Annotated in this window: 21 protein-coding genes; 8 read left to right on the forward strand and 13 right to left on the reverse strand. The window is 63.9% G+C overall.

Annotated elements, in window-relative coordinates:
• The first annotated feature begins 58 nt into the window (after window positions 1–58).
• From B3397_RS09975 to B3397_RS09990, 4 genes are all read left to right on the forward strand, one after another.
• Window positions 59–868, forward strand: coding sequence for an alpha/beta fold hydrolase (locus B3397_RS09975; protein WP_296249547.1), 810 nt, complete (start codon window positions 59–61; stop codon window positions 866–868).
• Complete coding sequence (locus B3397_RS09980; RefSeq protein ID WP_296249549.1) at window positions 865–1,719, forward strand: alpha/beta fold hydrolase; 855 nt, start codon at window positions 865–867, stop codon at window positions 1,717–1,719. Before B3397_RS09975 ends, B3397_RS09980 begins: the two co-directional genes overlap by 4 nt.
• A gap of 112 nt (window positions 1,720–1,831) precedes the next feature.
• The gene (locus tag B3397_RS09985; RefSeq protein ID WP_296249551.1) at window positions 1,832–2,617 is read left to right on the forward strand and encodes a DUF4892 domain-containing protein; all 786 of its coding nucleotides are present in this window, start codon (window positions 1,832–1,834) and stop codon (window positions 2,615–2,617) included.
• A gap of 24 nt (window positions 2,618–2,641) precedes the next feature.
• Window positions 2,642–3,694: an AI-2E family transporter gene (locus B3397_RS09990; RefSeq protein WP_296249552.1), complete on the forward strand. Its 1,053-nt coding sequence runs from the start codon at window positions 2,642–2,644 to the stop codon at window positions 3,692–3,694.
• Window positions 3,695–3,806: 112 nt separating this feature from the next.
• Here B3397_RS09990 and B3397_RS09995 read toward each other — a convergent pair whose 3' ends face one another.
• The 9 genes from B3397_RS09995 to B3397_RS10035 form a co-directional block, all read right to left on the reverse strand.
• Window positions 3,807–4,844, reverse strand: coding sequence for a sensor histidine kinase (locus B3397_RS09995; RefSeq protein WP_296249554.1), 1,038 nt, complete (start codon window positions 4,842–4,844; stop codon window positions 3,807–3,809).
• Window positions 4,844–5,605, reverse strand: a complete 762-nt coding sequence (locus B3397_RS10000) for a response regulator (protein ID WP_296249555.1) — start codon at window positions 5,603–5,605, stop codon at window positions 4,844–4,846. Before B3397_RS10000 ends, B3397_RS09995 begins: the two co-directional genes overlap by 1 nt.
• Before the next feature lie 203 nt (window positions 5,606–5,808).
• Window positions 5,809–7,437, reverse strand: coding sequence for a BatD family protein (locus B3397_RS10005; RefSeq protein WP_296249558.1), 1,629 nt, complete (start codon window positions 7,435–7,437; stop codon window positions 5,809–5,811).
• Window positions 7,434–9,191, reverse strand: coding sequence for a VWA domain-containing protein (locus tag B3397_RS10010; RefSeq protein WP_296249560.1), 1,758 nt, complete (start codon window positions 9,189–9,191; stop codon window positions 7,434–7,436). The genes B3397_RS10005 and B3397_RS10010 overlap by 4 nt, the downstream gene beginning before the upstream one ends.
• A complete protein-coding gene (locus B3397_RS10015) occupies window positions 9,188–10,264 on the reverse strand; it encodes a vWA domain-containing protein (RefSeq protein ID WP_296249563.1) in 1,077 nt (358 codons plus the stop codon). The genes B3397_RS10010 and B3397_RS10015 overlap by 4 nt, the downstream gene beginning before the upstream one ends.
• Complete coding sequence (locus tag B3397_RS10020) at window positions 10,257–10,754, reverse strand: DUF4381 domain-containing protein (protein WP_296249566.1); 498 nt, start codon at window positions 10,752–10,754, stop codon at window positions 10,257–10,259. Before B3397_RS10020 ends, B3397_RS10015 begins: the two co-directional genes overlap by 8 nt.
• Window positions 10,751–11,695: a DUF58 domain-containing protein gene (locus B3397_RS10025; protein ID WP_296249568.1), complete on the reverse strand. Its 945-nt coding sequence runs from the start codon at window positions 11,693–11,695 to the stop codon at window positions 10,751–10,753. The genes B3397_RS10020 and B3397_RS10025 overlap by 4 nt, the downstream gene beginning before the upstream one ends.
• A 4-nt stretch (window positions 11,696–11,699) precedes the next feature.
• The gene (locus tag B3397_RS10030; RefSeq protein WP_296249569.1) at window positions 11,700–12,659 is read right to left on the reverse strand and encodes an AAA family ATPase; all 960 of its coding nucleotides are present in this window, start codon (window positions 12,657–12,659) and stop codon (window positions 11,700–11,702) included.
• A 142-nt stretch (window positions 12,660–12,801) separates the two neighbouring features.
• Window positions 12,802–13,149, reverse strand: coding sequence for a hypothetical protein (locus B3397_RS10035; protein WP_296249572.1), 348 nt, complete (start codon window positions 13,147–13,149; stop codon window positions 12,802–12,804).
• A gap of 276 nt (window positions 13,150–13,425) precedes the next feature.
• On the opposite strand from B3397_RS10035, the gene B3397_RS10040 reads away from it, so the two are divergent.
• Window positions 13,426–18,285: an NAD-glutamate dehydrogenase gene (locus tag B3397_RS10040; protein WP_296249575.1), complete on the forward strand. Its 4,860-nt coding sequence runs from the start codon at window positions 13,426–13,428 to the stop codon at window positions 18,283–18,285.
• A 231-nt stretch (window positions 18,286–18,516) separates the two neighbouring features.
• Here the strand turns inward: B3397_RS10040 and acnB are convergent, their stop codons facing one another.
• Window positions 18,517–21,126 carry a bifunctional aconitate hydratase 2/2-methylisocitrate dehydratase gene (gene acnB / locus B3397_RS10045; protein WP_296249724.1) on the reverse strand — a complete coding sequence of 870 codons (2,610 nt, stop codon included), beginning with the start codon at window positions 21,124–21,126 and terminating at the stop codon, window positions 18,517–18,519.
• Between the two features lie 384 nt (window positions 21,127–21,510).
• Here acnB and B3397_RS10050 point away from each other — a divergent pair, with 384 nt between their 5' ends.
• Both B3397_RS10050 and pdxB read left to right on the forward strand, forming a co-directional pair.
• Window positions 21,511–21,990 (forward strand): DUF1289 domain-containing protein, encoded by a 480-nt coding sequence (locus tag B3397_RS10050; RefSeq protein ID WP_296249580.1) that lies wholly within the window; start codon window positions 21,511–21,513, stop codon window positions 21,988–21,990.
• 131 nt (window positions 21,991–22,121) lie between these two features.
• On the forward strand, window positions 22,122–23,264 hold the full coding sequence (gene pdxB / locus B3397_RS10055; RefSeq protein ID WP_296249583.1) for a 4-phosphoerythronate dehydrogenase PdxB: 1,143 nt from the start codon (window positions 22,122–22,124) through the stop codon (window positions 23,262–23,264).
• 95 nt (window positions 23,265–23,359) lie between these two features.
• Here the strand turns inward: pdxB and B3397_RS10060 are convergent, their stop codons facing one another.
• The gene (locus B3397_RS10060) at window positions 23,360–23,539 is read right to left on the reverse strand and encodes a PA1571 family protein (RefSeq protein WP_296249585.1); all 180 of its coding nucleotides are present in this window, start codon (window positions 23,537–23,539) and stop codon (window positions 23,360–23,362) included.
• 255 nt (window positions 23,540–23,794) lie between these two features.
• Between B3397_RS10060 and B3397_RS10065 the strand changes: the two genes are divergently transcribed.
• Window positions 23,795–25,555: an ABC transporter transmembrane domain-containing protein gene (locus B3397_RS10065; RefSeq protein WP_296249588.1), complete on the forward strand. Its 1,761-nt coding sequence runs from the start codon at window positions 23,795–23,797 to the stop codon at window positions 25,553–25,555.
• A gap of 81 nt (window positions 25,556–25,636) precedes the next feature.
• Here the strand turns inward: B3397_RS10065 and B3397_RS10070 are convergent, their stop codons facing one another.
• Entirely contained in the window at window positions 25,637–25,918 is a 282-nt protein-coding gene (locus tag B3397_RS10070) for a pyrimidine/purine nucleoside phosphorylase (RefSeq protein ID WP_296249589.1), read from the reverse strand.
• 63 nt (window positions 25,919–25,981) lie between these two features.
• Window positions 25,982–26,545: an exonuclease domain-containing protein gene (locus B3397_RS10075; protein WP_296249592.1), complete on the reverse strand. Its 564-nt coding sequence runs from the start codon at window positions 26,543–26,545 to the stop codon at window positions 25,982–25,984.
• Window positions 26,546–26,563: the final 18 nt, after the last annotated feature.

Genomic DNA, 26,563 nt, shown 5'->3' on the forward strand with positions numbered 1-26,563 from the left:
CTCCCGAGAGGGAGCGCTGGGGTGAGGGGACCCTCCACCACCAATCCCGGACCCATCCATGTCGGCACCCGTCTTCTTCGCCCACGCCAACGGCTTCCCTTCGGGTACCTACGGCAAATTGTTCCGCGCACTGGAGCCCGACTACAGCGTCAGCTACCTGATGCAGCACGCCCACGATCCGCAATTTCCAGTGGAAGACAACTGGGAGCGGCTGGTCGACGAATTGATCCATCACCTGCAGGCTCTGCCGGGCCCGGTGTATGGCGTCGGCCATTCCCTGGGCGGTGTCTTGCATCTGCATGCCGCCCTGCGCCACCCGGCGTTGTACCGCGGGGTGGTGATGCTTGATTCGCCGCTGCTGACCCGCACCGATCGATGGCTTATCCGCACCGCCAAACAGTGGGGCTTCATTGATCGCATCACCCCGGCGGGGCGAACCCTAGGGCGTCGGGCGCAATTCGAGAATCGCGAAGCGGCGCGGTTGTACTTTGCGGGCAAGTCGTTGTTTCGCAGCTTCGATCCGGACTGTTTCGAGGCTTACCTGGAGCATGGTCTGAGCCCGCAGGACGGCAGCCTGCGCCTGAGTTTCGATCCGCATACCGAGATCAGCATCTACCGCAGCGTGCCCCATAGCAGCCCCGGTCGCCCCCAGTGCCTTGGCGTGCCGTTGGCGCTGGTCCAGGGCAGCCACAGCGATGTGGTCCGCCGCCATCATGGCAACTGGGTGCGCCGCCTTCCCGGCGGCGAGCACCATGTGCTGCCCGGCGGGCACATGTTTCCACTGGAGCGACCGCAACAGACCGCGCAACTGCTGCGCGACATTTTCAGTCGTTGGGACCACCCTTCGGCCACGCGGGCGAGTGCATGATGCGTGATGTCGAAGAAATCCGCCTGACCCTTCCCCATATCGAACTGGCGGCCCATCTCTACGGGCCGGCGGACGGTCTGCCAGTGATTGCCCTGCACGGTTGGCTGGACAACGCCAACAGCTTCGCTCGCCTGGCGCCCAAGCTGGAAGGTCTGCGCATCGTTGCCCTGGACATGGCCGGACACGGCTTCTCCGACCACCGCCCGGCGGGTGCGGGCTACGCGTTATGGGATTATGCCTACGACGTCCTGCAAGTGGCCGAACAGTTGGGCTGGCAGCGCTTTTCGCTGCTGGGGCATTCTCTGGGCGGCATCATCGCTACCTTGCTCGCCGGTGCCTTGCCGCAACGCATCGCGCGGCTGGCCTTGATCGATGGCGTGGTGCCGCTGTTGGGCGAGGCCGAGGGTTCGGCGCAGCGGCTCGGCGAAGCGTTGCAGGCGCAGCTGGCGTTGGCCGGCAAACGCAAGTCGGTGTACCCGAGCATGGACCGGGCGGTGGAAGCTCGCATGCGCGGGCACGTCGCGGTCAGTCGCGAAGCGGCCGAATGGCTGGCGTTGCGTGGGCTGGCTCCCGTGCCGGGTGGCTACAGTTGGCGCAGCGACAGCCGCCTGACCCTGCCGTCCCCGACGCGGTTGGTGGAGGCACAGGCCATGGCCTATGTGCGCGCGGTGAACTGCCCCAACCTGCTGGTGGTGGCCGCCGAAGGAATGCTGGCGCGCAACCAGGCGCTGCTTTCCCAGCTACCCTTGCAGCAGGAACAGCTGCCGGGCGGCCACCATCTGCACTTGAACGATGAAGCCGGGGCCGATCTTGTCGCAGACTGTTTCAATCGCTTCTTTGCCATTCCTTGACTTGCGGCGGGCAACTGTCGAGGCTTGGCGGGTTGAAACAGGAGATGACCTTGATGGAACTCGTTGCAGCCCTTTCGTTCGGCCCTGTGGGCCTTCATTCTGCCTTGCGCTCATGAACGCCTGGAAAGGCGTTGCCTTCGTGCTGGCGGTTCTACCGGCTTCGCTGGCTCTGGCCGCCGAGGTCCCGGTACCGGCCGACGCCAAGGTGGTCGACCAACGGCCGGCGGTCGACAAGGAGCGCATCTACCCCTTGGGCGCACTGCGCAAGATCAGCGGCAAGCTGCGCATGGATGGCCAGGTCAGTGCGCGCGGCCAGGTCAGCGCCGTGACCTACGAACTGCCTGAGGCGCAGAGCGCCAATCAGGCCTTCACCAGTGCCCGCGAAGCGTTGCAGGCGGGTGGCGCGCACACGCTGTACTGGTGTCAGGCGCGGGACTGTGGCGAAAGCAGCCTGTGGGTCAATGATATTTTCGACGGCGCCAGGCTTTCCGGTGCCGACGACCAGCAAGCCTTCGTGCTGCTGCGTCAGGCAGCGCCCGACGACAACACCCTGACGGCGGTCTACGCGATCACTCGGGGCAATCGTCGCGGCTATCTGCACGTCGAGACCTTTGTCGCCGACGCGCCGCTGGGCGACGTCCAGCCTACGCCCGCCACGGTGCTGCGTGAGCTGCGCAGCACGGGTGACCTGGATTACCCAGCGGCAGCCGAGCCGAGCGAGCCCTGGGTAACGCTGCTGGCCCGCAGCCTGAACCTGGACAGCTCCATCCGGGTCAGTATCAGCGGGGCTACGGCGGCAGCATGGCGCGATGCGCTGATCGCCAAGGGCGTGCGCGCGGCGCGGCTGGAAACCGGCGACAAGTCCGTCAAAGGCGTGCACCTGGAGATCATTCGTTGAATCCGGGTTGCCAAGGGAGGCCCGATGCTCAGTAACGATCGCTTGCTGGTGCAGATCCTGCTACTGGCCTTGCTCGGCGCCTGCCTGTGGGTCATGGCGCCTTTTTGTTCGGCCCTGCTCTGGGGCGCCATCCTCGCCTATGCCAGCTGGCCGTTGATGCGCCTGCTGACGCGCTGGCTCAAAGGCCGCGAATCCCTGGCCGCGGGCATTCTGACCGGCTGCTGGATGCTGCTCGTGGTGCTGCCTTTGGTGTGGTTGGGCTTCAACCTGGCCGACCACGTGCGCGATGCCACGGCGTTCATTCGCGACGTACAGGTCGATGGCCTTCCGGACGCTCCGGCGTGGATGGCCGGCATCCCCCTGGTGGGGGAGCGGCTGGTCGGCATCTGGAACACCATCGACCAGCAAGGCGCGGCGTTGATGGCCAGCGTACGGCCCTATCTGGGGCAGGTCGGCAATTTCCTGCTGGCGCGCAGTGCGCAGATCGGCGGCGGGATTCTGGAACTGACCCTGAGCCTGGTGTTCGTGTTCTTCTTCTATCGTGACGGTCCGCGCCTGGCGGCTTTCGTGCTGAGTTTGCTGCAGCGGCTGATTGGCGACCGCGCCGGCTACTACCTCGATCTGGTGGCGGCCACTGTGCAGCGCGTGGTCAATGGCGTGATCGGCACCGCGGCGGCGCAGGCGATTCTGGCGCTGATCGGCTTCATGATCGCCGGTGTTCCCGGGGCGTTGGTGCTGGGCATCTTCACCTTCCTGCTCAGCCTGATTCCCATGGGCCCACCGCTGGCCTGGATTCCGGCCACAGCCTGGCTGGTGTGGCAAGGTGATTATGGCTACGCGATCTTTCTGGGGATCTGGGGCACCTTCGTCATCAGTGGCGTGGATAACGTGCTCAAGCCTTATCTGATCAGCCGTGGCGGGAACCTGCCATTGGTGATCGTGCTGCTGGGGGTGTTCGGTGGCCTGCTGGCGTTTGGTTTCATCGGCTTGTTCATCGGCCCGACGTTGCTGGCGGTGGCGTATAGCCTGCTGTTGGATTGGACGCGCACCGACAAGGTGGATCTGAACAAGGCTTAGGTGGGTGGTGGTTGGGTCTTGTGGCGGTCGGGCGGGCCTCTTCGCGGCTTTACGCCGCTCCTACAGGGGCGTGGGGGGGCGCAGCGGCCATACACGCCTCAGACCCTGGGACCTAAACTCGCGGCAACCGCACGACCGCTGTCAGCCCACCGCCAGGCGTTTCTTCCAGGCTCAGGTGCCCACCCAGGCGCTGCGCCGCTTCCCGGGCGATGGTCATGCCCAGGCCCACACCGCCAGAGTTGCGATTGCGCGAACCCTCCAGGCGGAAGAACGGTTCGAACACGGCCTCGCGCTTGTCGGCGCTGATGCCCGGCCCGTGATCGATGATCCGCACCACAACCTGGTCGCGGCTGTCCTGAATGTTCACCTCGGTAGCGCCGCCGTAGCGCAAGGCATTGTCCAGCAGATTGCCGATGCAGGAACGCAGTGCCATGGGCTGCGTTTGCAGGGGCGCGCACTGACCGATGGCTTCGACCACGGCGCCGTGATCCTGGGCGTTCTCGCACAGCGATTCCACCAGGGCCTGCAAGTCATAGCGCTGCAGCGCCTCGCTGGTACGTTGTTCGTGCAGGTAAGTCAGCGTGGCGTCGAGCATGCCGATCATGTCGTCCAGATCCTGGCGCATCTGGTTCTGCAGCTTTTCGTTGTCGATCTGTTCGAGCCGCAGCTTGAGTCGCGACAGGGGTGTGCGCAGGTCGTGTGATACCGCGCCCAACATGCGCGCACGCTGCTGCACCTGCTCGCGGATGCGCTGCTGCATGCGGTTGAAGGTGCGTGCGGCTTGCTGGGCTTCCCGCGGGCCGGTCTCTTCCAGTGGCGGGCTGTCGAGGTTTTCCGCCAGGCGCTCGGCGGCGCTGCCGAAGCGTTGGATTGGCCGCGACAGCGCCTTGCTGCCGTACCAGGCCGCTACCACCAAGGTGCTGAGTTGGAAAAACAGCGGCACCATCGGCCCGCCGAACCACGGCCGAGGCGGGGGCGGCTGCTCGGCTTGCGCCGCTGCTCCCTGGTGTTGCTGGTGTGCTTGCGGGGCGTGCGGGGGTGGCGGCGGAAAGCCGTACTGCTGGAACCAGAGGAATGCCAGCAGGTGCGCGAACACGATGGCCAGCAGCGATACGCCGAACAGCCTGGCGAACAACGTATCGCCGCGCATCAGCCAATGTCCCGCGCGTCGAACAGATAGCCTTCGCCACGCACGGTCTTGATCAGTTGGGGGGCTTTGGGGTCGTCACCGAGTTTCTGCCGCAGACGTGACACCAGCAGGTCGATGCTGCGGTCGAACGCTTCGATGGAACGGCCGCGGGCGGCGTCCAGCAGTTGCTCGCGACTGAGCACCCGGCGCGGGCGCTCGAGGAATACCCAGAGCAGGCGGAATTCGGCATTGGACAGCGGCACCACCAGGCCATCGGCAGAGATCAGCTGGCGCAGCACGCTGTTCAGGCGCCAATTGTCGAAGCGGATGTTGGAGCGTTGTTCGGTTCGATCGTCGCGCACCCGACGCAAGATGGTCTGGATCCGTGCCACCAGTTCCCGCGGCTCGAAAGGCTTGGCCATATAGTCGTCGGCGCCCAGTTCCAGGCCGATGATGCGGTCGGTGGGCTCGCAGCGCGCGGTCAGCATCAGGATCGGGATGTCGGATTCGGTGCGTAACCAGCGGCACAGGGACAGGCCATCTTCGCCCGGAAGCATGAGGTCCAGCACCACCACGTCGAAGTTGTCTTCCTGCAGCGCCTGACGCATGGCTTCGCCATCGGTAACGCCGGTGGCATGAATACCGAAACGCGCGAGGTAGTCGATCAACAGTTCGCGGATGGGTACGTCGTCGTCCACGATCAGGGCGCGAGTGTTCCAGCGCTTGTCATCATCGATCAGGGTTTTGCTGGCATCGCCAGAGAAGGGCGGGGTGTTGGGCATACGTGCGGTCATCTGCTTGGGTTATTGCAGGATAGGCCATCGGCGATGGGGGGACGCGCCGGGGCAGGCGTTGAGGTGAGGGTAGCGATCGATCGTGTTGGACGGATTTCCGCAATGTATCGGCGTTGATACAAATGGTAAAGACTTTGCCGGGCGCGCACATCTCCGTAGACGCCCGCGAAGGGGCCGGCAGTGACAACCGATTACTTCGGATACAGCGGCGGCAACCCGCCGTTCTCCGCCGTGGGTGCCAGTACCCGGTCGGTGGCGGGAATGGTGCCGATGGCGCGCCACAGGTCTTCGCCTTGCCAATACTGCCCGGTCTCGCTGTAAAGCGCGCCATTCAACCCATCCAGCGCATCGGACAATGGCACGAAGCGCGCCGCCATGTCGGCCAAGGTTTCCGGCTGCTGGCGGGCCCAGGCATCCAGCGCCTGACGCGTGGCCTGGGTATCGTTGGCCTGGCAGGCACGCTTGAGGTCGTCCAGCAGCGTGCGGGGGCTGGGCCCGGTTTGGGCGGCGCGCAGCACTGCCGGTTGCGAGCGGGCACGCCACCACAGACCAAAACCCAGCAGGGTGGTGCACAACAGGATCATGCAGGCCAGCTTCCAGGGCCACAGCAATCCCGGGCCGCTGTCGGGCGTGCCGGCCGGCGTGTCCACTACCAGACCAGGGTTCTCGGCCACCTGCAGGGTCCGCGCCGGGAGGCTGGTGCGTTCCAGATGATCTTCGTGGGTGTTCCACCACACCACCTCGACAGTGGGTAGTTCCAGGTTGCCGCCCTGGGCAGGTACCAGCGCTTCGCGTTCCTCACGGCTGCCGATCAGGCCTCGCTCGCTGTTCTGGTTGTTCAGTTGTGGCTGATCGGGATAGCGCCGCAGCCCCTCGACCGTGGTATCCGGCAAGGGCGGCAACTGGGCGCTGGACAGGCCCTCGGCCTTGAGCGTCAGGGTGCGGGTCAGGGAGTCACCGACCTGGCCATTGGGAGGGTCGGGGTTCCAGCTCTCGCTCAAGCTCAGGCTGCGCGCCGGTAGCCACGGGGTGTCCGCAGGGTAGGCGGTGGGCATGGCACGCACGTTCAGCGGGATCTGCGCCGACGTCACCCGGGTCAGCTTGCCGGGCCGGGGGGTATTGTTGTCGCCGGGCGCCGCAGGCTCCACGGTGGTCGCGCTGAACACCAAAGCCGGGATGGTCAGCGTCCCGCTGCGCTGGGGATAGATCGCATAGCGCATCTCGATCACGCCGTGGCGGACGCCGTTGATGATCTTCTCGAAGGTGCGCGATTCACCCAGTTGCTCGATGTGCGCTTCGGGCAATTGCAGCGGTGTCAGGCTGCTGTCGTCGTACAGCGGCACCGAATGGTAAATGCGCAGGGTCAGCACCACTTGCGCCTGCACATAGACACTGTCGGCGTCCAGGCTGGCATCGATGAACACCGGGGCCATGTTGTTGTTCAGGGTCTGGTCACTGTGCAGCACCTGCAGGGTAATCGACTGGCTGTGCAGCTCGCCCAGCTGCAACGCGGGAATGACCACGCTGCCGGTCTGGCGCGGCAGCAGCGTGATGATCCAGCGAGTGGCCGCCTGACGGTCGCCGTCCAAGGTGGTCAAGCGGTTGACCTGGCGCGTGTCGCGCACCTCGAATGCTGCTTCGAGGGGGGCCAGCTCGGGCTTGCCGAACTGGGTCACATCGGTGGTTTCCAGGGTCAGTTCGACGGTCTCGCCCGAATTGAGCCGCGCGCGGTCGACGCTGGCCACCAGCGTGGCGGCTTGCACGCCTTGCACTAGCACACTCATGGCCAGGCTAATGAAAAAGACGCTGAGGCGGCTCATCGAATCTTGTCCTGATGCTGTTGTTGTTCGTACCAGAATTTGCGCCGCAGCAGTTCCGAGGGGTCGTCGGGGATCTGCCGCAACCATTGTTCCAGGGCCTGACGCTGTTCGGCGTTCAAATTGGCGTCGGCGGGCCGTTGCGGGGGACGGGTGGTCTGCTCGTCGGTCGGGGGCTCGTTGTCGGCGGGCTGCCCGGTGCTGGCCTGGCCTGTCTGCTCGGGGCTCGCGTTCGCGGTGGCGTCCTGGCCTTGCTGCTGCGGGTTGCTGGCAGACTGTTCGTTGGCTTGCGCAGGGTCGCCGCCGGCTTCGGACTGGGCATTGTGCCTGATCGTGTTCTGGTCCGGGGGCTTGTCTTGATCGCTTTGTGGCGTGCCCTGGGCGGGGTTGCCGGCACCCTGGCGAATCAGTTGCTCGACCAGGGCACGGTTCTTCAAGGCTGGCGCCAGGTCGGGTTGTTGTTCGAGCGCTTGGTCATAGGCGTCCAGCGCCGCCTCCAGCTCGCCGCTGCGGGCCAGCGCATTGCCGCGGTTGTAGTGATCGCTGGCGCTGTTGCCCTGCGCGAATTTTCTGGCAGCGCCGGCATAGTCGCCGGCCTCGTACAACGCCGTGCCCTGCCATTGCGGGTCAGTGAAACGACGCGCTGCCTGCGCTGGGCGCTGTTGCTCCAGCAGGCGCTGGCCTTGCTGGTCGGGGCGCAGCCACAGATCTTCGAAGTCCAGGGCATAGCTGGGTTGGGGCGCACCCAGCAGCAACAGTGGCAGACAGAACAACCAGCCACGACGGCCCGCGACTGCCGCCAGCAGCAACAGCGGCAGCAGCAGCCAGTAGCCCTGATCGGCCCAGCTGTCGAGTTGCACGGTCTTGCCGTTGTCGCGCAGGCTGCGAGGCCCGTCCAGCAGGCCCAGGTTGCGCAGGTCGAGGTCGTCCATGCGGGCCTGGCGGTACAGGCCGCCCACCGAGCCTGCAAACTGGCGCAACGCTGCACTGTCCAGGCGCGGCAGCAGAATGCCGCCCTGAGCATCCTTGAGAAATTCACCGTTCTCCTGTTTTACCGGCGCGCCGTCACGGGTGCCGATGCCCAGGATCAGTAATTGCGGTGACTGACTTTCCAGACGCTTGGCAATGCCCTGGCGTTCGGCATCGTCAAGCTGCGAGGTCATCAGCAGTATGCGGCCCTGGCCTTGGCCGGCCTGATCGAGCAACGTCAGCGCGCGCCGCACGCCCAAGTCCGCGCGCTGGCCAACAAGGGGCATGATCGAGGGCTTGAGCGCCTCGAGCAGATTGCGACTGGTGCCCAGGTCGTCCGACAGCGGCACCAGTACATGGGCGCTGCCGGCGTACACGACAATGGCCGTCTGCGCGTCGCGGCGTATCTCGAGCAGATCCAGCAGCTTGCGCCGCGCCTGCTCCAGGCGATTGGGGGCGACGTCGGTGGCAAGCATTTCGGGCGTCAGTTCTACCACCACCACCAACGGATCGATGGGCGTGTGTCCCGCCTGTTCCAGCCGCTGCCAACTTGGCCCGAGCAGGGCCAGTACCGCCAACAGCCAGCCCAGGCCCAGAACGACCCACGGCAACTTGCTGGCCCGGCCGCTGCCACCACTCAACAGTACCCCATGAAATGCCGGTGGCAGTAATAGCTGCCAGCGGCCGGCACGCTTCTGCCGATGCCACAGGCGCCACAGCAGCCAGGCCAGCACGGGCAGGGCCAGCAGCCACCCAGGGCGGAACCAGTACGGCCACCACTCGATCATTTGCGCCTCCGCAGGCGCAGCCGTTCCAGGCGCTGGCGCCACTCGGGCGCGCTGGGCAAGAAATGGGGCTTGCGCAGAAAGCGTTGCAGAGGGAGGGTGGGTAAGCTTTCGCGCATGACCAGCAGCACGCTGAGCAGCAGCGCAGCACCCAGTGGCCAGTCATACAGCGCCTGGATCGGGCGCGCCTGGGTCGGCTTCTGATTGACCGGTTCGAGGGTATCCAGGGCCTCGCCGATGGCCTGTAACTGGTTGCCGTCACGGGCACGGAAATAGCGACCCCCCGTGATCTGGGCAATCTCTTGCAGCGTCGGCTCGTCCAGATCCAGGCTCGGATTGAGCCCCAGCATCCCCAATGCGCCATCGGCACTGGGGTCGGCACCGATGCCGATGGTGTAGATCTTGACGTTTTCCTGGGCCGCCAGGCGCGCCGCAGTAAGGGGATGGATCTCGCCGCCGTTGTTGGCACCGTCCGTGACCAGAATCAGCACCCGACTCTGCGCGGGCCGCAAGCGCAGGCGCTTGAGGGCCAGGCCGATGGCGTCACCGATGGCGGTGTTCTTGCCGGCAATGCCGATCCGCGCTTCGTCGAGCCAAGTGCGCACCGTGGGCCGGTCGAAGGTCAGCGGCGCCTGCAGATAGGCCTTGCTGCCAAACAGGATCAAGCCCACACGGTCGCCCTGGCGATGCTCGAGAAAGTCTCCCAGCAGGTTCTTCACCAGGCTCAAGCGGCTGATGTCATCGTTCTGCCAGCGCATGTCGGGGTAGTCCATCGAGCCCGATACATCCACGGCCACCAACAGGTCACGGCCACTGGCAGCGATGGGGAGGGGCTCGCCCAGCCATTGCGGGCGCGCCGCTGCGATCAGCAACAGCAGCCACAACAGCACGAAGGGCGCCTGGTGCCGCCAGGTCGGCAGGTTGATCCGCGCCCGGCGCCCGGCCAGGCCTTCGAGTTCGTCCAGAAAGCTGATTTTCAGCGCTGGTTCGCCACTGTCGGCAGCCGGCAGCACCCACCGCGTCAACCACGGCAGTGGCAGCAGGGCAAAAATCCACGGCCAGGCGAACTCAAACATGTTTGCGAATCCAGGTCTCGACCGCCTGGTTCAAGCCGGCGATGGCCTTGTCGTCCAGTCTGCACTCCGGCTTGTAGACGCCTTCGACCAGCACCATCCAGCGGGTCAGCCCCGCTGCCGGGCAACGGTTGTCCAGAAAGGCCAGCCATTGCCGGCCATTGAGGGTATGACTGTTAGCCGTGGGATAGTGGTTGCGGCACAAGCGCTTGAGCAGCCCATTGATCTGCTGCAGCCAGGCACCGGCGGGCGCCCCGTCGTACGGCCTGGGCAGCCGCGCCAGTTCTTCCAGCGCACCCTGGCGCACCGGGTCCAGCGGTTGCTCGGCACGGGGCACGGGCACCGCCTTGCGCGGCAGGCGGTGACGCCAGTGCCACAGCGCCCAGGCGCCCAACGGCAGCAGTACCGCCAGCAACCACCAGCCTGGCGCAGGTGGCCAGAACCCGACGGCGGGTGGCGGGATCAGAGGTTGCAGCTGTTCCAGGGCACTCATTTGCGTTGCCCTGGCCGCTGTGGATTGAGGTACTCGCGCAGTTGCTCGATCATCTCGCTCTGAGTGCTCAAGGGCATCAACAGCACCCGCAGCTTCTGCGCGAGCAGTTCCCAACGGGCGATTCGTGCGTCGCTTTGCGCCCGATAAGCCAGACGCAGCTCGGGGTTCAACGTGTCGAGTTCCAGCTGTCTGCCGCGCTGGCCGAAGCGCAACTGGCCCGCCGCCGGCAGGGCGTGATCGAGGGGGTCGGACACGGGCAGCAACAGCAGGTCGCAATGGCGCGACAGCAAGCTGAGTTGCTGTTCGGCGCCGTCCACCAGCGCCCGTTCGTCACAGATGACAATGGCCAGGCTGCCCGGCCTCAGCACTTCGCGGGCTCGGCGCAGGGCCATGCCCAGGGCATCGCTTTCCGGCAGGGCTTCGGTGTGCAGCGACTGGTTGACCCGCACCAGACGGTTGAGCAATTGCAGCAGGCTCTGCTTGCTGCGTCGTGGCTTGATCTCGTAGTGCTCGCCGTCGCCGAACACCAGGCCACCGACCCGATCGTTGTGCCCCAGTGCTGCCCACCCGATCAATGCGGCGGCCTGGGCTGCCAGCACCGACTTGAACATCTGCCCGGAACCGAAAAACAGCCGTCGGCTCTGCTCCACCAGAATGAAGATGGGCCGCTCGCGTTCTTCGTGAAACAGCTTGGTATGGGGTTCCTGGGTTCGTGCGGTGACCCGCCAGTCGATGCTGCGCACGTCATCGCCCGCCTGGTAGACCCGCACCTGGTCGAAGTCCACGCCGCGCCCGCGCAGCTTGGAGTGGTGCAGGCCGATCAGCGGGCTGCGCTGGGCCGGAGTGGAAAACAGCTGTACCTCGCGCACGCGATGGCGCATCTCGATCAGCTCGGACAGGCTGATGCGAATGCCGGGCGCCGATGCCAGGTCGGTGGCCATGGGGCTAGGCGACGGCCACGACGTCAAGAATGCGTTGGATCACCCGATCCTGGTCGACACCCGCCGCTTCGGCTTCGAACGACAGGATGATGCGGTGGCGCAGTACATCGAACAGCACCGCCTGGATATCTTCGGGGCTGACGAAGTCGCGCCCGGCCAGCCAGGCATGGGCGCGGGCACACCGGTCCAAGGATATGGAACCGCGCGGGCTGGCACCGTAGGCCAGCCATTCGCCCAGTTCGGCATCGAATTTGGCCGGGGTGCGGGTGGCCATGACCAACTGCACCAGGTATTCCTCCACGGCATCGGCCATGTACAGGCCGAGGATCTCCTTGCGCGCGGCAAAGATCGCCTGTTGGCTGACCCGGCGTTCCGGCTTGGTCTCGCCGTTGAGCGCTTCGCCTCGGGCCTGCTGGAGAATGCGCCGCTCGACGGCGGCGTCGGGGAAACCGATCTTGACGTGCATCAGGAACCGGTCGAGCTGGGCTTCGGGCAGCGGGTAGGTGCCTTCCTGCTCGATCGGGTTCTGCGTGGCCATCACCAGGAACAGCGGTGACAGGTCGTAAGTGCTGCGGCCGACGCTGACCTGACGTTCGGCCATGGCTTCCAGCAACGCCGACTGCACCTTGGCCGGGGCGCGGTTTATTTCGTCGGCCAGTACCAGATTGTGGAAGATCGGACCCTGCTGAAACACGAAGCTGCCGGTTTCCGGGCGATAGATCTCGGTGCCGGTGATGTCGGCCGGCAGCAGGTCAGGGGTGAACTGGATACGGTGGAACTGCGCTTCGACACCTTCGGCCAACTCTTTGATGGCCTTGGTCTTGGCCAGGCCCGGTGCGCCTTCGACCAGCATGTGACCGTCGGCGAGCAGGACGATCAGCAACCGTTCGACCAGTTTCTCCTGACCGAGAATCTGCGTGGAGAGAAAGGTTCGCAGCGCAATGAGCGCTTCACGATGTTCCATCGGTGACGGTTCCTGGAAGAAGGGACCGAGTACGCGAATAAGGGCGTCTTGGCCGGGGGCCACTACTTTAATGCATTGGAGGGTGGGAGAGGAATCGGTTACTGGGCAAGTTTGAGGGGGCCATCCACCTCGCCTACCATCCTCACACCACCAGCGTTCCCAAGCCATCCAGCAGAATCCGCAGAGTCTGCTCGACCTCCGCCAGTTCCTGCGCATCACTGGCGTGAGTGATCTCCAGCACATCGTCGCCGCCGAACACCTCGGCGTCCTGGGCAGCCACTTCCACCAGCACCCGATCGGCACTCAAGGTCACTTTCAGGTCGCGCAGCAGGTAGGGCTCCTCGCCCAGGGTGATTTCCAGCTCTTGCTCGTCGGGGAAGCGCGTCATCAGGAACATCTCGCCCTGCGCGCCATGGCAGCAGAACAACGCCATGTCGTCTTCTTCTTCGTCGCGAGGGTTGGCCATCAGCAGGGCGGCGGTGATGCGCATGCAGGGTGTCCTGTCATATGAAAGTGGCAGGATTATACCCATATCGTCCGCAAAGCGCTGGAACGCCCGTGCCAGGACCCTCGTACGACAACACAGGCCTGACCGAATATGTCGCCGCACCGCAAGAGTGCACGTCGACCACTGGGTAAGCTGGGCAGTTGATGGACCTCTTGAATTTTCCCCCCGCGTAGCGTCGGATCGCCTATGGTTGATCCGAACCGGGGGGGCGACTTGCGACGCTTCACTCAATAACAAAGCCCAAGCGGAGTACCACAGATGGCGTTCTTCACCGCAGCCAGCAAGGCCGACTTCCAGCAACAACTGCAATCGGCCCTGGCTCAGCACATCAGCGATCAGGCATTGCCACAAGTAGCCCTGTTCGCCGATCAGTTCTTCGGCATCATCTCGCTGGACGAGCTTACCCAGCGCCGCCTCAGCGATCTGGCCGGCTGCACCCTTTCGGCCTGGCGCCTGCTGGAGCGGTTCGACCACGCCCAGCCCCAGGTGCGGGTGTACAACCCCGACTACGAGCGCCACGGCTGGCAATCGACCCATACCGCCGTTGAAGTGCTCCACGAAGATTTGCCGTTCCTGGTGGACTCGGTGCGTACCGAACTCAACCGTCGCGGTTACAGCATCCACACCCTGCAGACCACCGTGCTCAGTGTGCGCCGCGGCAGCCAGGGCGAGTTGCTCGAAGTATTGCCCAAGGGCACCCAGGGCGAAGACGTGCTGCACGAGTCGCTGATGTACCTGGAAATCGACCGCTGCGCCAACGCCACCGAGCTCAATGTGCTGGCCCGAGAGCTGGAGCAGGTGCTGGGCGAGGTCCGCACCGTGGTGCGCGACTTCGAGCCGATGAAGGCCAAGGTCCGCGACATGATCGCGCTGGTCGCCCAGAACACCTACAACACCGATACCCAGGAGAAGGCCGAAATCGAGGCCTTCCTGGAGTGGTTGACCGACAACCACTTCACCTTCCTGGGTTACGAGGAATTCGAGGTCAATGCCGATGCCCAGGGTGGCCAGCTGTCCTACGACCCGCAATCCTTCCTCGGCCTGACCCGCCTGCTGCGTTCGGGCCTGAGCGCCGACGACCTGCACATCGAAGACTACGCCGTGCAGTACCTGCACGAGCCCATGCTGCTGTCGTTCGCCAAGGCTGCCCACCCGAGCCGCGTGCATCGCCCGGCGTACCCGGACTACGTGTCGATTCGCCAGATCGATGCCGATGGCAAGGTGATCAAGGAATGCCGCTTCATGGGCCTGTACACCTCCTCGGTGTACGGCGAGAGCGTGCGCGAGATTCCCTATATCCGCCGCAAGGTGGCGGAAGTCGAACGTCGCTCTGGCTTCCACCCCAAGGCGCACCTGGGCAAGGAATTGGCCCAGGTGGTGGAAGTACTGCCCCGCGATGACCTGTTCCAGACGCCCATCGACGAGCTGTTCAGCACTGTGATGTCGATCGTGCAGATCCAGGAGCGCAACAAGATTCGCGTGTTCCTGCGCAAGGACCCCTACGGTCGTTTCTGCTACTGCCTGGCCTACGTCCCCCGCGATGTCTATTCCACCGAGGTGCGCCAGAAAATCCAGCAGGTGCTGATGGAGCGCCTCAAGGCCACCGATTGCGAGTTCTGGACGTTCTTCTCCGAGTCGGTGCTGGCGCGCGTGCAGCTGATTCTGCGGGTCGACCCGAAAAATCGCATCGATATCGACCCGCAACAGCTGGAAAACGAAGTGATCCAGGCCTGTCGCTCGTGGCAGGACGACTACGCCAGCCTGACCATCGAAAGCTTCGGGGAAGCGGCGGGTACCAATGTGCTGGCCGATTTCCCCAAGGGTTTCCCGGCCGGGTTCCGTGAGCGCTTCGCCGCGCATTCGGCAGTGGTCGACATGCAGCACGTGCTGGCGTTGTCCGACAGCCGTCCGTTGGTGATGAGCTTCTACCAGCCGCTGGCCCAGGGCGGCGAGCGCCAGTTGCACTGCAAGCTGTACCACGCCGATACGCCCCTGGCGCTGTCCGACGTGCTGCCGATTCTGGAAAACCTCGGCTTGCGTGTGCTGGGCGAGTTTCCTTATCGCCTGCGCCACCGCAGTGGCCGCGAGTTCTGGATTCACGATTTTGCCTTCACCTACAGCGAAGGCCTGAACCTGGACATCCAGCAGCTCAACGACACCCTGCAGGATGCCTTTGTGCACATCGTGCGCGGCGATGCCGAGAACGATGCCTTCAACCGCCTGGTATTGACCGCCGGCTTGCCGTGGCGCGATGTGGCGCTGCTGCGTGCCTACGCGCGCTACCTGAAACAGATCCGCCTGGGCTTCGATCTGGGCTACATCGCCAGCACCCTGAACAACCACACCGATATCGCCCGCGAGCTGACCCGGTTGTTCAAGACCCGCTTCTACCTGGCGCGCAAGCTTGCCGGGGACGATCTGGACGACAAGCAGCAACGCCTGGAACAGGCCATTCTGACCGCCCTGGATGACGTCCAGGTGCTTAACGAAGACCGTATCCTGCGTCGCTACCTGGACCTGATCAAAGCCACCCTGCGCACCAACTTCTACCAGACCGATGGCAATGGCCAGGCGAAGTCGTACTTCAGCTTCAAGTTCAACCCCAAGCTGATCCCCGAACTACCCAAGCCGGTGCCCAAGTTCGAGATCTTCGTCTATTCGCCTCGGGTCGAAGGCGTGCATCTGCGCTTCGGCAACGTGGCCCGTGGCGGCCTGCGCTGGTCGGACCGCGAGGAAGATTTCCGTACCGAGGTGCTGGGTCTGGTGAAGGCGCAACACGTGAAGAACTCGGTGATCGTACCGGTGGGCGCCAAGGGCGGCTTCGTACCGCGTCGCCTGCCGCTGGGCGGCGGCCGCGACGAGATCCAGAACGAGGCCATCGCCTGCTACCGGATCTTCATCTCGGGCTTGCTGGACATCACCGACAACCTCAAGGACGGCAGCGTGGTGCCGCCGGTCAACGTGGTGCGCCACGATGACGACGACCCCTACCTGGTGGTGGCAGCGGACAAGGGCACCGCGACCTTTTCCGACATCGCCAACGGCATCGCCATCGATTACGGCTTCTGGCTGGGCGACGCCTTCGCCTCTGGCGGTTCGGCCGGCTACGACCACAAGAAGATGGGCATCACCGCCAAGGGCGCCTGGGTGGGTGTACAGCGTCACTTCCGCGAACGCGGCATCAACGTCCAGCAAGACAGCATCACCGTGATCGGTGTGGGTGACATGGCCGGCGATGTGTTCGGCAATGGCCTGCTGATGTCCGACAAACTGCAGCTGGTAGCAGCCTTCAACCACCTGCACATCTTCATCGACCCGAACCCCGAACCGGCCAGCAGTTTTGCCGAGCGGCGCCGTCTGTACGACCTGCCGCGTTCGGCCTGGAGTGACTACGACACCTCGATCATGTCGGCGGGTGGCGGCATCTTCTCGCGCAGCGCCAAGAGCATTGCCATCAGCCCGCAGATGAAAGAGCGTTTTGACATCCAGGCTGACAAGCTGACGCCCACCGAACTGCTCAATGCACTGCTCAAGGCGCCGGTCGATCTGCTGTGGAACGGCGGTATCGGCACCTATGTGAAGTCCAGCGACGAAAGCCACGCCGATGTCGGCGACAAGGCCAACGACGCGCTGCGTGTCAACGGCAACGAACTGCGCTGCAAGGTGGTGGGCGAGGGCGGTAACCTGGGCATGACCCAACTGGGTCGCGTCGAGTTCGGCCTGGCCGGCGGTGCCACCAACACCGACTTCATCGACAACGCCGCAGGGGTAGACTGCTCCGACCACGAGGTCAACATCAAGATCCTGCTCAACGAAGTGGTGCAGGCCGGCGACATGACCGAGAAGCAGCGCAACCTGCTGCTGGGCAGCATGACCGACGAGGTCGGCAGCCTGGTGCTGGGCAACAACTACAAGCAGACCCAGGCGTTGTCCCTGGCGGCGCGTCGTGCCTACGAGCGCATCGCCGAGTACCGTCGCTTGATGGCCGACCTCGAAGTGCGGGGCAAGCTGGACCGCGCCATCGAGTTTCTGCCCACCGAGGAGCAGCTCAACGAGCGCGTGGCGGCCAACCAGGGCCTGACACGGGCGGAGCTGTCGGTACTGATCTCGTACAGCAAGATCGACCTGAACGAAGCGCTGCTGGCGTCCCAGGTGCCAGACGACACCTACCTGACCCGCGACATGGAAACCGCGTTTCCGCCGTCTCTGGTCAGCAAGTACGCCGAGGCCATGCGCAGTCATCGCCTGAAGCGCGAGATCGTCAGCACCCAGATCGCCAACGATCTGGTCAACAACATGGGCATCACTTTCGTGCAGCGCTTGAAGGAGTCCACGGGCATGACCCCGGCCAATGTCGCCGGGGCCTACGTGATCGTGCGGGACATCTTCCACCTGCCTCATTGGTTCCGTCAGATCGAGGCGCTGGACTATCAGGTGTCCGCCGATGTGCAACTGGCGTTGATGGACGAACTGATGCGTCTGGGCCGCCGTGCCACCCGCTGGTTCCTGCGCAGCCGTCGCAACGAGCTGGACGCCGGCCGTGACGTGGCGCACTTCGGGCCGCACATCGCCGCGCTGGGGCTCAAGCTCGACGAACTGTTGGAAGGCCCGACCCGTGAGCGCTGGCAGGCGCGTTATCAGGGCTATGTGGAATCGGGTGTGCCGGAGCTGCTGGCACGCATGGTTGCCGGTACCAGCCACTTGTATACCCTGCTGCCGATCATCGAGGCCTCTGACGTGACCGGTCAGAATGCCGCCGAAGTGGCCAAGGCGTTCTTCGCCGTGGGCAGCAAGCTGGACCTGACCTGGTACCTGCAGCAGATCAGCAGCTTGCCGGTGGAGAACAACTGGCAGGCCCTGGCCCGCGAGGCGTTCCGCGACGATATCGACCTGCAACAACGGGCGATCACCATTTCGGTACTGCAGATGCAGGACGCCCCAGCCGATGTGCAGGAGCGTCTGGACCTGTGGCTGGAGCAGCACGAAGTGATGGTCAAGCGCTGGCGCGCCATGCTCGACGAGATCAAGGCCGCGAGCGGGACCGATTACGCGATGTATGCCGTGGCGAATCGGGAGCTGATGGATCTGGCGTTGAGTGGGACCAGCAACGTCGTTTGACGGTTAGGGGGCTGGCTTTGTAGCGGCGTTGCATGGTCCGCTCTCCCTGAGGGAGAGGGGTCAACAGCTCCCTCTCCCCCAGGGAGAGGGCTGGGGTGAGGGGACCATCCAACCCAAATCCCAGGCCCGTCCCAAATCCCACATTCCCATCCCAACCCCAACCCCAACCCCAACCCAAAAAAAAGCCCGTCATCAGACGGGCTTTCTTCTGCAACTCATTCAATCAGACCATCAAGCCTGAACCACCGGAATGTTCGCGCTCGCCGCCGCATCGCGGAACTCGGCGATCTGGTCGAAGCTCAGGTAGCGGTACACATCGGCAGCCATGCTGTCGATGCTCGCCGCGTACTCCATGTACTCCTCGACAGTCGGCAGTTTGCCCAGAATGGACGCCACTGCTGCCAGTTCGGCGGAGGCCAGGAACACGTTGGCGCCGTCGCCCAAGCGGTTCGGGAAGTTACGCGTCGAGGTCGACACCACGGTGGAGTTCGGCTCTACACGTGCCTGGTTACCCATGCACAGCGAGCACCCCGGCATTTCCATGCGCGCGCCAGCCTTGCCGTAGATGCCGTAGTAGCCTTCCTCGGTCAGCTGGTGAGCGTCCATCTTGGTCGGCGGCGACAGCCACAGACGAGTTGGCAGCTGACCTTTGACCTTGTCGAGCAACTTGCCGGCAGCGCGGAAGTGGCCGATATTGGTCATGCAGGAACCGATGAACACTTCGTCGATCTTTTGGCCCTGGACGCTGGACAGCAGACGGGCGTCATCCGGATCGTTCGGCGCGCAGAGGACGGGCTCCTTGATCTCGGCCAGGTCGATCTCGATGATCTCCGCGTATTCGGCATCGGCGTCGGCCGACAGCAATACCGGGTTGGCGATCCAGGCTTCCATCGCCTGAGCACGACGTTCCATGGTGCGGGCATCGCCGTAGCCTTCGCTGATCATCCAGCGCAGCAGGGTGACGTTGGACTGCAGGTACTCGATGATCGGTTTTTCCGGCAGCTTGATGGTGCAACCGGCAGCGGAACGTTCAGCCGAAGCGTCGGACAGCTCGAACGCTTGCTCGATGGTCAGCTCGTCGAGACCTTCGATTTCCAGGATGCGACCCGAGAAGGCGTTGATCTTGCCTTTCTTCTCGACGGTCAGCAGGCCTTTCTGGATGCCGTAGTACGGAATCGCATGAACCAGGTCACGCAGGGTGATGCCAGGGTTCATCTTGCCTTTGAAGCGCACCAGCACCGACTCCGGCATGTCCAGCGGCATGACGCCGGTGGCAGCGGCGAAGGCGACCAGGCCGGAACCGGCCGGGAACGAGATGCCGATCGGGAAGCGGGTGTGCGAGTCACCACCGGTGCCGACGGTGTCAGGCAGCAGCATGCGGTTCAGCCAGCTGTGGATGATGCCGTCGCCAGGACGCAGGGACACGCCGCCACGGGTGCGGATGAAATCCGGCAGGGTGTGGTGGGTGGTGACGTCGATCGGCTTTGGATACGCCGCGGTGTGGCAGAACGACTGCATTACCAGGTCGGCCGAGAAGCCCAGGCAGGCGAGGTCCTTGAGCTCGTCGCGGGTCATCGGACCGGTGGTGTCCTGGGAACCGACGGTGGTCATCTTCGGTTCGCAGTAGGTGCCGGGGCGTACGCCTTTGCCCTCTGGCAGACCGCAGGCCTTGCCAACCATCTTCTGCGCCAGGGTGTAGCCCTTGCCGGTGTCGACAGGTGCTTCAGGCAGCTTGAACAGGTCGGTTGGGCCCAGGCCCAGCTCGGCGCGAGCCTTGTCGGTCAAGCCGCGGCCGACGATCAGCGGGATACGGCCGCCAGCGCGGACTTCGTCCAGCAGAACCGGGGTTTTCAGCTCGAACGTCGTGATCACTTCGTCGCTGTCGTGTTTGCACACCTTGCCCTGGTGGACATACAGGTCGATCACGTCGCCCATGTTGATGTTCGACACGTCGAATTCGATCGGCAGGGCGCCGGCGTCTTCCATGGTGTTGTAGAAGATCGGAGCGATCTTGCTGCCGAAGCAGAAGCCACCGGCGCGCTTGTTCGGCACGTAGGGGATGTCGGTACCGAAGAACCACAGCACCGAGTTGGTCGCCGATTTACGCGACGAACCGGTACCTACCACGTCACCGACGTAGGCTACCGGGAAGCCGTCGCCGTACATCTGGGCGATCTGCTTCATCGGGCCGATGGAGCCTTGCACGTCAGGCACGATGCCATCGCGGGCCATTTTCAGCATGGCCAGGGCGTGCAGCGGGATGTCCGGGCGCGACCAGGCGTCGGGTGCAGGGGACAGGTCGTCGGTATTGGTTTCGCCGGTGACCTTGAACACGCGCAGGCTGATCTTTTCGGCCAGGGTCGGACGCTTCTTGAACCACTCGCCATCGGCCCAGGATTGCAGCACGGCCTGAGCGTGGGCGTTGCCAGCCTTGGCTTTCTCGGCGACATCGTGGAAGGCGTCGAACATCAGCAGGGTGAATTTCAGCTGTTCGGCAGCGACCGGGGCCAGGGTGGCGTCATCCAGCAGCTCCACCATGGTGGCGATGTTGTAGCCGCCCTGCATGGTGCCCAGCAGCTCTACGGCGCGCTTCCTGTCGATCAGCGGGGAAGTGGCTTCGCCCTTGGCCAGGGCGGACAGGAAACCGGCCTTGACGTAGGCAGCTTCGTCAACGCCTGGCGGCACGCGGTTGGTGATCAGGTCGACCAGGAAGGCTTCTTCGCCGGCGGGAGGATTCTTCAGCAGCTCGACCAGGCCTGCGGTTTGTTCGGCGTTAAGCGGCTGGGGCACGATACCCTGGGCGGCACGCTCTTCGATGTGTTTGCGATAGGCTTCAAGCACAGTTATTACCCTCATCAGTGGTCCCGGAAGGGACGCTCATCCAGAGAATTCCAGCATCCATGCGCTGCGCGGTCTTTTGGGCCGTTTAGCCAGGATTGCGGGCATTCCTTACAGAAGCTGCTTTCAAAGTTTTACGCCTGTAGAAGGGAAGGCTGATGAGGGCTGGCACCGGCGACACCGGTGCCAACACCCTTCTACTGGATCAACTGTGCTCGTGACGCTTTGAAAACAGCTTCCAACGGACATTGGCGCCTAAAAAGGCTGCATGATTCTACGGTAATTTCAGCAGAAAGGTAAGTTAACCCCCACGACTTCTGGGGTGACCCTTGTTAGACAAAGGGCTAACATGCCGGTCTGTTCCACCGCGCAGCGTTCTGATTCGCCATGTCCAACCAATCCATCAAGACCCCTTGCGTCGGCCTCTGCTCCACCGTCTACGGTGATCTGGTGTGCCGCGGCTGCAAGCGCTATCACCATGAAGTCATTCACTGGAACGGCTACGACGAAGCGCAGAAACGCGCCGTGTGGATCCGTCTGGAGCAACTGCTGGTGCAGGTGATGGTGGCCAAGCTGGAAGTGTTCGATCCCCAGAGGCTGCGCCTGCAGCTTGAACAACGCAAGATACGTTTTGTCCCGCACCAGTCCGAATACTGCTGGGCCTACCAGTTGATCGCCCGCGGCGCGCGGGTCATCAACAACCTGGAGGCCTACGGCATGGTCTTGCTGCCCGAATTTCGCGACTGGCAGCTGCCCGAGTTGCGCGATGCCATCGATCGGGAATTCTTCATCCTGTCCGAGGCGCACTATCAACGCTATATCGCCCCGGCGTTCGTGCGTGACCTGACCGAACAGCGCATTATCTGAATCCGCGCGGCGGCCATCGCGGGTAGAACCCGCTCTCACAGCTGTTCTGTGCAGTTCGGCCAACCCCTGTGGAAGCGGGCACTGTCCGCGAAGAGGCCCGCCCATCCACCGTACATTTCCGGAACCTTCCCATGCTCATAGTCGCCGACGAAAACATCCCCCTGCTCGACGCCTTCTTCGAAGGTTTCGGCGAAATCCGCCGATTCCCCGGCCGTTCCATCGATCGCCAGGCCATTGCCGGGGCCGACGTGCTGCTGGTGCGCTCGGTGACCAAGGTCGACCGAACGTTGCTGGAAGGCAGCAGCGTGCGCTTCGTCGGCACCTGCACCATCGGCACCGATCACCTCGACCTGCCGTACTTCGCCGAAACCGGCATCCAATGGTCTGCGGCACCGGGCTGCAACGCCCGCGGCGTGGTCGACTACGTGTTGGGCAGCCTGCTCACTCTGGCCGAGATCGAGGGCGTCGAGCTGAGTCAGCGGCGTTACGGCGTGGTCGGGGCAGGGCAGGTAGGCGGCCGGCTGATTGCCGTGCTGCGTGGCCTGGGCTGGGATGTGCGGGTGTGCGATCCGGTGCGCCAGGCCGAAGAAGGCGGTGATTACGTCAGCCTCGAGGAGATCGTGGCGGACTGCGACGTGATCAGTCTGCATACGCCGCTGACCCATGGGGGCGAGCATCCCACCTGGCACCTGTTCGACGCCCGGCGTCTACAGGCCTTGCAGCCTGGCACCTGGCTGATCAATGCCGCCCGTGGCCCGGTAATCGACAACGCTGCGCTGCGCGAGACCTTGCTGGATCGCGACGACCTGCAAGCGGTACTGGACGTTTGGGAAGCCGAACCTCAGGTGGACCTGGGGCTGGCCGAGTTCTGCGTGATCGGCACCCCGCACATTGCCGGCTACAGCCTGGATGGGCGGCGTCGCGGTACGGCGCAGATCTATCAAGCGTTCTGCCAGTTTCTCGGCCAGCCTGCGCGCGTTCATCTGGATGAGTTGCTGCCCAAGCCCTGGCTTGGGGAAGTCACCCTCAGCGCCGACACCGATCCGGCGTGGGCCTTGGCCATGCTGTGCCGCGGCGTCTACGACCCACGCCGCGACGACGCCGATTTTCGTCGCAGCCTGAGTGAGGACGTAGGGGAGCAACGCGCGGCATTCGATCAGTTGCGCAAACATTACCCGCCGCGCCGAGAAATCGAGGGGTTGCGGGTGCGGGTGGAGGGGGATTCGCAGGCCTTGCGGCAGCTGGTGACAGCCTTGGGGGGAGTGTTGGTTTAAGAAAGAGGGCGCCCTACGCGGTATGTCTTTCGCGCCCTCTGCCCTAAAAAACAAAACCCGACCAAACGGCCGGGTTCAAGAATTCATCACGTCGATCACGCTTTATTGGAAGGTTCGACCAGACGTTTTTCCAGCTCGCGACAGGCATCCTGCACCATGTCCTCGGTGATCGGCACTTCGCGCCCTTGAGCGTCGATGATCGACCCGCCTACTGGCTCCTGCGGATGTACCCGCACGACTTCAATGCTGTTCTGCGATGTGTTCTGCAAGCCCATGGCCTCTCTCCTCGTCAGGTGGGTGCTCAATATGAACCCGTCGGATGAAAGCGCCGTTACAGCCCGGCGTTCATCAAGTGGCAGCCCTACTTCAGCAGAAAGCGGCTGCCGCGGCCAGCGATGTATTAGACCAAAACGGCCTAAACCACTGCCGACGGCCTCTATTGAGCTGACTTTGCCACTTTCATGGAGTTCCCCTACAAGCAGCCATCCGTCTGGGTGTACGCTTGCAGGTCAATTCGAAACGGACGGCACATGATCCAGATCCTTTCTTCCCGCCAGCGCCGTGCGGCGCGTCTGGCATGGCGCTTCGTGCGACCCTACCGATGGCAGGCCCTGGGCGCACTGTTGGCGCTGATCGTGACCGCGGGTATTACCTTGTCCATGGGCCAGGGCATTCGCCTGCTGGTGGACCAAGGCTTCATGACTCAGTCCAGCGAACTGCTCAACCGCTCGATCGCCGGTTTCATGATGTTGATCGTCGGCCTGGCGCTGGGCACCTTTGCCCGCTTCTATCTGGTGTCCTGGATTGGCGAGCGCTGCGTGGCGGACATTCGCCGGCAGGTCTTCGATCACCTGGTGTACCTGCACCCCGGCTTCTACGAGAACAACCGCAGTTCCGAGATCCAGTCGCGGTTGACCACCGACACTACCCTGCTGCAATCGGTGATCGGCTCGTCCCTGTCGTTGTTTCTGCGCAACGCCTTGATGGTCATCGGTGGTGTAGTGCTCTTGTTCATCACCAATCCCAAGCTCACCAGCATCGTGGTGGTGGCCCTACCCTTGGTGCTGGCGCCGATCCTGATGTTCGGCCGTCGTGTGCGCAGCCTGTCGCGGCAAAGTCAGGACCGCATCGCCGATGTTGGCAGCTATGTGGCCGAGACACTGACCCAGATCAAGACCGTCCAGGCCTACAACCATCAGGCCGAAGACCGACGCCGCTTTGCGCAGACCGTGGAGCAGGCGTTCGATACCGCGCGCCAGCGCATCCTGCAGCGGGCCTGGCTGATCACGCTGGTGATCGTGCTGGTGCTGGGCGCGGTGGCCGTGATGCTCTGGGTCGGCGGCATGGATGTGATCGCCGGGCGCATTTCGGCGGGGGAGTTGGCGGCTTTCGTGTTTTACAGCCTTATCGTCGGCAGCGCGTTCGGCACGCTGAGCGAGGTCATGGGCGAACTCCAGCGTGCCGCCGGCGCGGCCGAGCGGATCGCCGAACTGCTGCAGGCACGCAGCGAAATCCAGGCACCCTGCGAAGGGTTGCAACGTTTGCCGGCCAGGGCAAGCGGGGCGTTGGCGCTCGATGATGTCGTGTTCGCCTACCCCTCACGGCTCGACCAGCCCGCCATCAAAGGGCTGAGTTTGCACGTATCGCCCGGTGAAACCCTGGCCTTGGTGGGGCCTTCCGGGGCCGGCAAGTCAACGATCTTCGACTTGCTGCTGCGTTTCTACGACCCCCAGCAGGGCCGCGTGTCGATTGAAGGCATCGAGTTGACCCAGCTCGATCCACTGGATCTGCGCCGCCACTTCGCTATGGTCTCGCAAACCCCAGCGCTGTTCTATGGCTCGGTGGAGGACAACATCCGCTATGGCAAGGCCAATGCCACTGCCGCGCAGATCGAGGCGGCGGCGCGCATTGCCCACGCCCATGAGTTCATTCTGCAACTGCCACAGGGTTATCAGACGCATCTGGGCGATGCCGGTTTGGGGTTGTCCGGCGGCCAGCGGCAACGCCTGGCCATCGCCAGGGCGTTGCTGGTGGATGCGCCCATCCTGCTGTTGGATGAGGCGACCAGCGCGCTGGACGCGCAAAGCGAGCATCTGATCCAGCAGGCGCTGCCGACACTGATGCAGGGCCGTACGACCCTGGTGATTGCCCACCGCCTGGCCACGGTGCAGAACGCCGATCGCATTGCGGTGATAGAGGAGGGGAGGTTGATTGCACTGGGGACCCACCGGGAACTGATCGCCGGGAATCCCCTGTATGCCCGACTGGCGCAGTTGCAGTTCGGGCTCTAGCGGCCTATTGGCGGCGACCGCGGCCCCTTATCTGCAGGGGTGGCGTGAAACCGCGAACAGGGCAGACCTGCTAACTGCGAATCAGCGGTACTCGCACAGGTACGCGGTTTCCACCGACACTTTCAGCTGAAATTTGCTGTTGGCCGGCACGTTGAACTGGCTGCCGGTGGCAAAGGTTTCCCACTCGCCGCTGTCAGGCAGCTTGACCACCAACTCACCCGACACCACGTGCATGATTTCGCGCTGGGCCGTGCCGAATTCGTACTCGCCGGGGGCCATCACGCCGATAGTGGCCGGGCCGTCTGCCTGGCTGAAAGCGATAGACTTGACGGTGCCATCGAAATATTCGTTGACCTTGAACATGGGCAGTTCCTCGCGCAGTGGTTGAAAAAAGGCTGGCCAGTATGCCCAAGCCTCTGCCACGCGTCATCCGCTTTGGGGGCTGCCTTGAGCAGGAAGTACCAGGGGCAGCAACCTGGCAGTATTGCGCGCGTCTTCCAGAGCGCGATGCTGCTGGCCGCTGAACTGCATGCCCGCGAGCTGCAACGCCGCATTGAGCCCCAGCGGGCGTTGCAGCTTGCGAGCCTTGGCGAAGCGCTGCTTCAGGTTGATGTGGGCCACCTGTGTCAGCACACTGTCGAGTCTGAGTTGCTGCCAGTCGAGCACCAGTTGCTGGCGGTCGTAATCGCCCCAGCTCACCCAGCCTTGCAGCTGTGATCGATAGGGCGCCAGCCACTGCTCGAACGCCGGCCATACTTGGGGCAAGGGCAAGGCATCGTCAACGTTGGCCTGGCTGATGTGGGTCAGTTGCCGGCAGAACGGCGTTAGACAGGGCCGCCGTATTGGCTTGACGAAACACTGGAACTGGTCGACCTCACGGCCATCGCGGTTGACCAGGCTCGCGCCGATTTCGATGATTTCCATTTCAGTGACCGGCCAACCACCTTCGTCGGTGGTGGCTTCCAGGTCGATGACCAGCCAATGCGGCATAACGGGCTCCCAGGCACG

The sequence above is a fragment of the Pseudomonas sp. UBA4194 genome (assembly GCF_002379585.1).
Taxonomy (GTDB): Bacteria; Pseudomonadota; Gammaproteobacteria; order Pseudomonadales; family Pseudomonadaceae; genus Aquipseudomonas.